Raw genomic sequence first — 8,877 nt, forward strand, 5'->3', positions numbered from 1 at the left:
TTTCGTTTAGACAAATACCATTTTCATATTCTGAACAACATCTCTTCCAATCGAGTCATAAATCATCTTTTCTTTCTTCACGTCTTCCAAGCAATAGCAATTTCGTCCGTCTAGCACGATGGGGGTTCTCATAAGCTCAGAATAGCGCTTTCGCTCATGAATTAACTGCTCGTATGGTTCCCTTTATATAATGCATCATGAACCATGCTCATTCCTGTCTAGAAAGCAACTTTACAAAATCTTAGCAATCCGCACCTATCAGCTAACCCTACAACCGAATATGTACCCACTACTTACGAATATCGTGCTGTACGGTTAAAGCCTTTGATAGCTTTTCTTTTAAGCTGTGCCGAGAAAGTGACGTTGGAAGATAAGTTTGATCGTGAAAGTAGATGATCTGTGAAGCTTGTTTCGAAGAAGAAAGCGTCTGAGTAACGTCGATATGGGATAGAAAATACCAGCTGCACAAATGTGATGTTGGAGACTTTGTCGGAATGACAATGAGCTCGTTGGCTTTATCGATGACAAGCGGAGGTTCTTTCGTGAAGCCAAATCGTTTTCTGACGGCGTATAGTGCGCCCTCGAAGGTTGTGAGGTGCTGAATGCAAGATTCCATGAGTAGTTCTTTGCACGTTTTCGTGGAATAGTACTCGCCTTTCGCATCTACAATTTTTGTTTGGTACTGAAAGTGTTGAACTGGCTTCAACGCTTTTGTGTCAACGTTTATGACATAGTTTTCGTTTACTTCCATTTCACCAACCCCTTTACTTTTTTACTATTTTATAAAAAAGAGTTGTAAAAATCTAGTATTTTTTACTCAAAATTCATAATTATTAGTTTAATTATAAAAAAGCAGAAAGCTACCGCCTTCTGCTTCTTACTCTTATAAATACGGAAGCGTCTCTTTCAACTTTTTCCTAGCTGTTTTCCCCCAGTTTTTCACCGCTCCTGTTGATACCCCGTACTTATCTGCAAGCTCCTTATAAGAATAGCCTCCTAATAGGTATTCCAGAATATAAATCTTTTCTCTTGGCGTGAGGTGTTGGATCATGTCGTTAATAATGGACGACTGCAGCGCCACGGGAAGCGAATCGTCTGGGTGCATCACCAACAGCGTATCTTCCGTCAGCGCTTCTCGCTCGTCTCGTTTTACGCTTGCTCTTAGCTCCATTAAAATGGTGCCGCGCACGGTGCTGTAAGCATAAGCCGAAAACGAGCCTTTGCTTTCATCAAACTTTTGGTAAGCTTTCCAAAGGCCAATGAGTGCAAGTTGATAATACTCTTCTTGTTCTTTGTAGATGTGATGCTTTTGAATCATGGAAACAATGAGTGGATGAAAGGATTCTGCGATTTGTTCAAACGATACAGATTTCATAGATTTGTCCTTTTGAAAAGCGCGCTTTTTCTTGTATTCCGCCGGTAAACTCACTTTATCGAAACCGAAACCAAAAGAATACTCGGCTAATTTAATAATGATAGCTAGACATAATTCGCACTTTCCCGGGAAATAGTGAGGTTATTCTACAAGCGTAGTAATGGTAAAGGGTTCTTAAATAAAAACAGCTTAGAGTTTAAACTAGCATTCTGTGATTGTAAGCCCTCGTTCACGCTACTTGTCATCACTTCATCTGCTTCATCTGCAACATCACCGAGCTGATCTGCTAGAAAGTTTCCTACATCTGAACCAAATTTATCAATTAATGTACTTCTTATCGTATCAGATCGTAATACATTTCCACTTAGCGTATCTGTCATGTTGACCGATTCTTTCCGTTTATCCCACATCACAACGACTTTTCCTAGCTCTGGAAAATGACGATTCAGTAGACTAAGACCGTCATTTAAGTTGATGTATTCCGTTAAGCGCTCGCGATAGTCTCCGTTTTTCGCTTTTTCTTGAAGATCTTTTGTCAAATTAGCGTAGGCATTTGGATTTTCAAACGTGACGCCCTGCTTTACAAAGTCATTGTCTACAACTACGTAAGAAGCTCTTAATGAACAAGAACAAAAGAAGCATGAAGGAAAGTAAAAAGCCGAGACCCCGGGTGTCTCGGCTTCCTTCATTACTTCACTGCCTTCACTTGACTTTGATGCCACTTCCACGCAGATGCAATAATTTCTTCTAGCGAACGCTCTGCTTTCCAACCTAGCTCACGGTGGATTTTATCCGAAGACGCAACGAGTCGAGCCGGGTCGCCAGCACGGCGGTCCGCCATTACGACGTTGGCTTTTTTGCCCGTTACGCGCTCACACGTATCGATCACTTCTTTTACTGAGTAGCCAAGGCCGTTTCCTAGATTGTACGTCGCTGTTTTGGTTTCGTTTGCTAAAAGTGACTGAAGCGCAGCGATATGTGCGTTGGCAAGATCGGTTACGTGAATGTAATCGCGAATGCACGTGCCGTCTTCTGTATCATAGTCAGAACCAAACACGGAAATGTGTTCTCTCTCACCTAGTAAGTGCTCAAGAATAATTGGAATGAGGTGCGTTTCCGGGTCATGGGACTCGCCAATTTCTGCTGTTTCGTACGCACCCGCTGCATTAAAGTAGCGAAGTACAACGTATTCCATACCGTACGCATGCGCGTAGTCCGCTAAGATGTGTTCAATCATCAGCTTAGAGCGACCGTACGGGTTGATTGGACTTGTGCTTGTTTCCTCTGTAATCATATCAACAGACGGAATGCCGTACGTTGCCGCTGTGGATGAAAAGATAAACTTTTCCATGTTATGTTTCATCATTGTTTTCAATAACGTAAGCGTCGCTGCAACGTTGTTTTCATAGTACTTCACAGGATCAACAACCGACTCTCCTACTAAGCTGTTCGCCGCAAAGTGCATCACCGCGTCAATTTGATACGTAGAAAAAACGTGCTCCAAATCCGCTTCGCTCCCTAAATTACCTTCTACAAACTGCGCGCGTTCATCAATCGCCCAGCGGTGTCCTGTTGATAGGTTATCTAAGACAACGACTTCATTTGTTTTTACTAATTCTTTTACAAGGTGGCTACCGATATAGCCAGCTCCTCCAACTACTAAAATCATAAAACCTCTCCTTTAGTCCACTTTGACTAGTTTTATCGTACTCTCTTCCCCTACTATTGTAAATGAGTTTTGTGAACTGAAAATGACTACTTTTCTTTATCTTAGTGAAATATGCGAAAAAATGCTTCTTCCAGCACTTTCATGATGTAAAATGGTGATATAGGTCTTAACCGAAACTGGGTTACCATAGAAGGGAAAGAATGATGTGAGCAAACTAAAGATCCTCAAGCGTCGATTTAAATATCTTCTTATCAAACTATTACGACTAAAAGATCATTCGCATAAAGTCGCACTTGGTTTTAGCCTTGGTTCAATTGTTAACTTTGTTCCTACCTTTGGGTTTGGACTAATCCTTTCTGTAGGTTTAGCCAAATTATGTAGAGGCAACAGCATGGCGGGCCTTATTGGTGGAATGCTGTTTATGTGGGCTTTTCCGCTCATGTTTTACTTAAACACGGTAGTTGGCGAATATCTCGTTCCCATCGATTTAGATCATGCGTTACTAGAAGTCGCCGACGATGATTTAACCGATCACTTAGAAACGGGGGCACACATCGGCAAAATATTTCTAGCCGGAATGTTTGTGAATATGGTGCTGTTTGGCGGTCTTCTTTACGCTGGCGTTTATTATATGATTAATCAGTATCGAGCTGAGCTTTTATACTACGTTTATAAAAAGTGGGTTGTATAATTTCTTAACAGCAAGAAAGGTATTACGCATGCCAAAAACCATTTCCTATCCGTTTCAACCAAAATCAAATCGCTATCTTATCCCTGGACAATTTGCCTGCGGAAGAGTAATGGTGTCTTAAAATAAAAAGAGGCTGGGACATAAGTAATTCAGCCAATGATAAACAATATTGGAAACAGGGTGGAATGGAGCGTAGGACACTCGACTCCTGCGGGAAAGAGAGGAAAACGTGAGATCCCGCAGCGCAATGGAACGAACGTGTTCAGACAAACCAAAGAGATGGGAACAGCTAGTGTTCATCTCTTAGAAGCAATCATTTTGTTATGTCCCAAACCCTTTTTGACATTATTAGAACATGTAGGCACTTTTCACATCACGTGAATATCACTGACTTTGATCATCCAGTCTCCAGACTTATTTTCATAAATATTGCACTGAAGTGTTAAATTACTGCGCTCATTATCGTAATACAAATCAAAATCGACCATATAGATTAATTTAGGGAATTGCTTCTTCACATTTTTCTTACCTAAACTAAAATGTGGAGCATCCGGTTGATCAATATAGAAACCATCTTCTAATTGATCGTAAGCTACTTCGGGAGGAAATGTCATAACTCCTGGATACAAACTCAACTCTTCTTTTAAATTACTTATCTCGCTATCATCCTCTAATGGGAGAGACTCTATATTATGTTGAACTAATTCTTGTACAATGCCTTTAATCAGTTCTTTAACTTTATTAACATTTTCCATTAAGACAGTACTCCTTCTTAGGATTAGCCGCTTCCATAATGAACTCACACAACTCTTCTCTTTCTAATGTTCCAATAAAATAATCGAACTGTTCATTGAGATCATTTAAACTTAGCACTACTTGTTTTACGTAACGCAAGATATCTTGTTCTATATCTTTAGACTCTTTCAAACTATTTAAATAAGTGTCTAGAATTTCATCAGTCGCTTTAATGTTCTCGACAGTGAACAGTTCATCTTCTTCCATTCTCTCTTGCCATTCTAGGGTTGGTTTACTATCTTTTAATTCTTCCATCTTGTAATCCCCTTTATGTTTTTTTATGTTTACTTCTTAACTTACTGACATACACACTAAAATAGAATGGGACTTATGTATTCCGAATGACTTACAGGTAGCGGGCTATAAAGAAATAATTAGTGAGGAAGACGTATACACTGAAGGTGAAATCTCGCTTATTGGGGAGCTTGAATGACTCCCCTTTGTCCCTCGTCACTGCACTTTTAAATATCGTAAAGTTTTTAGCTTCTACTGCATATCATCAACTTATTACCAAATCGAAAATTGACTTAACGTCCTCCTGCCCTTCGTAAGCTTCAACTGAATATCACCGAGCTTCGTTCCGACATCAAACTCACCCATTAAGCTATCAAGCATGGTGATTATTTTTTATATAAATTTGAAAATTCACATCTTTTAGTTGATGACAAACACTATTTTTTTCATTACAATTGTAATATTACTGTAATATTTATTGAAATTAAACACATTTTTTCTAGTTAGTTGTAATTTAAGAATGAAACAAAACGATCAAACTATAAACGCACATAAAAGGTGAAGACATGAAAAAAAAGGTGCTTATACTGAGCTTGTCGATGTTCGGATTATTATCCACAAATACGTTTATACCGACCAAGGTGCTGGCTACTACTGCCGTGGAGCCCAATGAAAATACCGCTCCTGAAGAGGAGTTGGACGTGCTGTATGAACGCGTATATGATAATGGCTATGCGCTTGGAGAAAGCGATGGCTATAGCGGTGAGAAATTCATAAGCTTTGACGGAAACAACCAGCTTGCAGCTTATCCCTCAGAAGCTGCAAGCTGGTTCATGCTAGGCTATTCGGTCGGCTTTGAAAGCGGAAAGCGAAGTAAGACAGAAGAAGAAAAGACTGAAAAAGAAACCGATTATAGCGCTGGCGAAAAAGCAGGATACGAAATCGGAATTCAAGACTATGAGAACGCGACGGTCGCTTATACCCCTCCCACTATGAAAAGCAAGTCGGCTGACTGGAACGAAGGCTTCACGTTTGGCTACGAAAAAGCGATTGAAACGATGGATCTTTCTGTAAAAGCAAGAGAAGAAGGATACCAGCAAGGCGTACAAGATGAAGCAATGTCGGTACCAGAGCTTTATACCGAAGACCCTATGACGCAAAAAGCATTTGAAGAAGGCTTTCAAAAAGCAATGAACGAAAAAGAAGCGGTTAAAAACGTACAGTATGAAAAAGATGGCTATAAGCTTGGATACAGCATGGAGCCACTCGTTGTTCCCGATGGTCTTACGCCTGCCGGCACCGAAGCATTTACAAAAGGTTACAATAAAGGTGAAAAGAAGCGCTTAGAAGATGTGAAGATGGAAGGATTTAATGCTGCTTTTCTGAATAAAAAGTACAAAGTACCAAAAGTGTATGAATGGAATGTTCAGCTTCTAGAAGTCTACCAACAAGGATTTGTTTCTAATAAAAAAGCAGCCCAGTTCAAAAAACAAGCGTACCAAGACGGCTGGAAGTTAGGCACTAAAATGGATGTTCCCGCTGCCTATAAGAAAAACAAAGCAGCGGTGACAGCGTATAAAGAATACTATCAGCTTGGCCAAGAAAAGCAGGAAAAGACAGTTTACGACGTGTTGATTGCCCTTGGTATTTTGCTGAGTGGAATTGGCTTATTCCGCGTGATTAGAAAGCGCAAGAAAAAGGGAGATTTTTCGGTTTAGCTCCTCTTCTTTTTTATACTCTTACTTTTGGCTTGGTTTTTCCATTGTTTATTTTTGGAATCGGAACTCTTAGAAAACAAAATCTACACTTAAAGCAGTGAAGTACTTAGGTTTTGTTCTGTTGCATATTAAACTCCCTCACTCATAAAGGTTGAAATGGGGGAGTTACAAGCGATTCTATCTAACTTCTCCTTCACAGCTAAACACACAAATCACATTCGTTTCTTTTTCTTCATCATAATGCAGAAGCATCCATCTATCAGGCTTTACTTGCTGCACCGTTAACACATAATCTGCATGCACCACATGGCGAGGCAACACAGCAATGATCTTGCCCCTTCCGTTATGAATTTGAATAGGCCCCTTGTTGCTTTCCACTAAATAAAACAGCACATTATCTTTGCTAACATAGATGTGCTCTGGATTTTCTGCTTGGATAAAAGCTGAGTCTGCTTTCATTTTGGTAAAGGTAATTTTGTTCATATTTCTAAAACCTCACTGTTTGCCGTTTTATTGTTCGTAATAGTATACTTTTACTCCTGGATAGTTTTTCCCTTTTTCTTTTAACACACAAAACTTCTTAAACAGCGGATAATCATTTAAGCGACGGTTGTTTAAAAGTTTTGTTTCAATTGGTTCCATCTAATCGCACTCCGTTTCTTGCTGTTGGCTTTAGAGATAGTCGAATAAACAAACGACCCTCCTCTTAAGGAAAAATTATACAATCTAAAACAATAGAAAGATAGTAGTTTTTGAGGTGAACTACTCCCACCACTTACCACCCTTACGGGTTGCTTGAAGTGGGGGCTTCTTGGGTAATCGCCACTTTTGGTAGCTGACGAAATGGACCAAGCTAACCCTCTTGTTCCAAGAGTTTATATGTTCATTAGGCACTTGCTAATAAGCGGATGCCTTCTTTTTTGATATTTAGTGCTGAATTATAATCTCTATCGAGATTTAGACCACACGAACAAGCGTAAGTTCGAATGTTCATAGGCATTGGTTGGGTATTTCCACAATTCGAACAAGTTTGGGTAGATGGGAACCATTTGTCGATTTTGACAAATTGTTTCCCTTGTTCTTTTAATTTGTACTGTAAGAAAGACGTGAACATTCCCCAACCATTATCAGCGACACTTTTGCCAAACCTTAGTGCTTGCGACATGCCTTTCATATCCAAATCTTCAATGATGACGGCATCATAAGTTGTGACCAATTCTTTTGATTTGTTGTGAAGGAAGTTTTTTCGTTGATTTGCAACTTTCTCTTGAATTTTGGCAACTCGAACGCGTTGTTTGTGCCAATTCGAAGAACCTTTTTTCTTTCGAGAAAGTTTCCGTTGTTCTTTTGCTAATTTATTAAGCATTTGTCGATAAAACTTCGGGTAATTGGCTTTCTCACCCTCACTATCAACAAACAAACCATCCATCGCAAAATCTAACCCAACTACGTTTTCGATTTCCTTGTTTTTAATCTCCAACTCATACTCTGTCAGAATAGAGATATAATATTTTCCTGCTGAAGTCATAGATAATGTACAAGATTTAATTTTGTATTCTGATGGTATCTTTCTATGTTGTTTGATTTTGACCATTTTCAATTTAGGTAATTTGATATGACCATCCAACAATTGAATGTTTCCATTAACAACATTGGTTGTGTAGCTTTGTTTGTGTCGTTTACTTTTGAACTTTGGGAACTTAGCATTTCCTTTGAAAAAAGCTTTATAAGCTTTATCCAAATTTAGCTGTGCGTTTGCTAACGCTAACGAGTCTACTTCCCTTAGCCATTCAAATTCCTTTTTATATTTTGCAGGAGTGGGGTGTTTTACCTTCTTCAATGCTTCTTTATCGTCTTTTAGACTTTCATACGTTTCTATTCTTTCTGCTAACATTTTGTTATAGACAAAACGAACACAACCGAAAGTTTTGCGCATAATCAAAGCCTGTTCATCTGTTGGATATATTCTGAACTTGTATGCTTTATTTTGTTTAGCCATATCAAATCACCTCACTTTATCCCCTGATTTTCAATATATTTTTTAACTACTTCAATAGGTGAACCACCAGTCGTCAACAAACAAAAACTTCTTGACCAAAACATTTCTTTCCATAACTTTTTACGAACATGAGGAAAATCTTTCTTGATGAGTCTCGAACTCGCACTTTTATAGGCATTGATGAATTTCGATAATTCACTGTTGGGTTGTGCTTTGAACAAAATATGAACATGGTCAATATCGTGGTTCCATTCAAGCAATGTGATATTATATTTTTCGCTCAAAGACACAAATTTATCTTTGGCATAGTCTGAAATGGTGTCATCTATTACTTTCCTTCGATACTTAACCACTAATACAAGATGATAATACATCAAGAACACTGAATGGTTATTA

The 8,877-nt window shown here is 38.9% G+C and carries 13 protein-coding genes and 1 pseudogene; 3 read left to right on the plus strand and 11 right to left on the minus strand.

The genetic code is table 11. The features are described from left to right. Positions 1 to 6: 6 nt before the first annotated feature. From AS180_RS23880 to galE, 5 genes and pseudogenes are all read right to left on the minus strand, one after another. A complete protein-coding gene (locus AS180_RS23880) occupies positions 7 to 132 on the minus strand; it encodes a hypothetical protein (protein WP_258954132.1) in 126 nt (41 codons plus the stop codon). A 157-nt stretch (positions 133 to 289) separates the two neighbouring features. After that, a complete protein-coding gene (locus AS180_RS15395) occupies positions 290 to 751 on the minus strand; it encodes a competence protein ComK (protein WP_062687092.1) in 462 nt (153 codons plus the stop codon). A 132-nt stretch (positions 752 to 883) separates the two neighbouring features. Further along, the gene (locus tag AS180_RS15400) at positions 884 to 1,429 is read right to left on the minus strand and encodes a sigma-70 family RNA polymerase sigma factor (protein WP_226372977.1); all 546 of its coding nucleotides are present in this window, start codon (positions 1,427 to 1,429) and stop codon (positions 884 to 886) included. 347 nt (positions 1,430 to 1,776) lie between these two features. Further along, a pseudogene (locus tag AS180_RS24070) lies at positions 1,777 to 1,989 on the minus strand (lipase); the annotation flags it as partial. Between the two features lie 74 nt (positions 1,990 to 2,063). After that, entirely contained in the window at positions 2,064 to 3,044 is a 981-nt protein-coding gene (gene galE, locus AS180_RS15410; RefSeq protein WP_062687096.1) for a UDP-glucose 4-epimerase GalE, read from the minus strand. Positions 3,045 to 3,249: 205 nt separating this feature from the next. On the opposite strand from galE, the gene AS180_RS15415 reads away from it, so the two are divergent. Further along, positions 3,250 to 3,735, plus strand: a complete 486-nt coding sequence (locus AS180_RS15415; protein ID WP_062687098.1) for a DUF2062 domain-containing protein — start codon at positions 3,250 to 3,252, stop codon at positions 3,733 to 3,735. 180 nt (positions 3,736 to 3,915) lie between these two features. Beyond that, positions 3,916 to 4,116 (plus strand): hypothetical protein, encoded by a 201-nt coding sequence (locus AS180_RS22690; protein ID WP_139109210.1) that lies wholly within the window; start codon positions 3,916 to 3,918, stop codon positions 4,114 to 4,116. Here AS180_RS22690 and AS180_RS15420 read toward each other — a convergent pair. Continuing rightward, a complete protein-coding gene (locus AS180_RS15420; RefSeq protein ID WP_062687100.1) occupies positions 4,104 to 4,490 on the minus strand; it encodes a DUF7668 domain-containing protein in 387 nt (128 codons plus the stop codon). The genes AS180_RS22690 and AS180_RS15420 overlap by 13 nt on opposite strands. After that, positions 4,477 to 4,785, minus strand: a complete 309-nt coding sequence (locus tag AS180_RS15425; RefSeq protein WP_062687102.1) for a hypothetical protein — start codon at positions 4,783 to 4,785, stop codon at positions 4,477 to 4,479. Before AS180_RS15425 ends, AS180_RS15420 begins: the two co-directional genes overlap by 14 nt. A gap of 545 nt (positions 4,786 to 5,330) precedes the next feature. Here AS180_RS15425 and AS180_RS15430 point away from each other — a divergent pair. Next, positions 5,331 to 6,482 (plus strand): hypothetical protein, encoded by a 1,152-nt coding sequence (locus tag AS180_RS15430; protein ID WP_062687104.1) that lies wholly within the window; start codon positions 5,331 to 5,333, stop codon positions 6,480 to 6,482. 177 nt (positions 6,483 to 6,659) lie between these two features. Here the strand turns inward: AS180_RS15430 and AS180_RS15435 are convergent, their stop codons facing one another. From AS180_RS15435 to tnpA, 4 genes are all read right to left on the minus strand, one after another. Further along, the gene (locus tag AS180_RS15435) at positions 6,660 to 6,965 is read right to left on the minus strand and encodes a hypothetical protein (RefSeq protein ID WP_062687106.1); all 306 of its coding nucleotides are present in this window, start codon (positions 6,963 to 6,965) and stop codon (positions 6,660 to 6,662) included. 27 nt (positions 6,966 to 6,992) lie between these two features. Then, positions 6,993 to 7,124, minus strand: coding sequence for a hypothetical protein (locus tag AS180_RS23885; protein WP_258954134.1), 132 nt, complete (start codon positions 7,122 to 7,124; stop codon positions 6,993 to 6,995). Between the two features lie 244 nt (positions 7,125 to 7,368). Then, positions 7,369 to 8,481 carry an RNA-guided endonuclease TnpB family protein gene (locus tag AS180_RS15440; protein ID WP_062687107.1) on the minus strand — a complete coding sequence of 371 codons (1,113 nt, stop codon included), beginning with the start codon at positions 8,479 to 8,481 and terminating at the stop codon, positions 7,369 to 7,371. 11 nt (positions 8,482 to 8,492) lie between these two features. Further along, on the minus strand, positions 8,493 to 8,877 hold a 385-nt coding region (gene tnpA, locus AS180_RS15445), incomplete at its 5' end, for an IS200/IS605 family transposase (protein ID WP_082636397.1).

Origin of the sequence: Priestia veravalensis, assembly GCF_001457055.1 — a bacterium.
Classification (GTDB): domain Bacteria; phylum Bacillota; class Bacilli; order Bacillales; family Bacillaceae_H; genus Priestia; species Priestia flexa.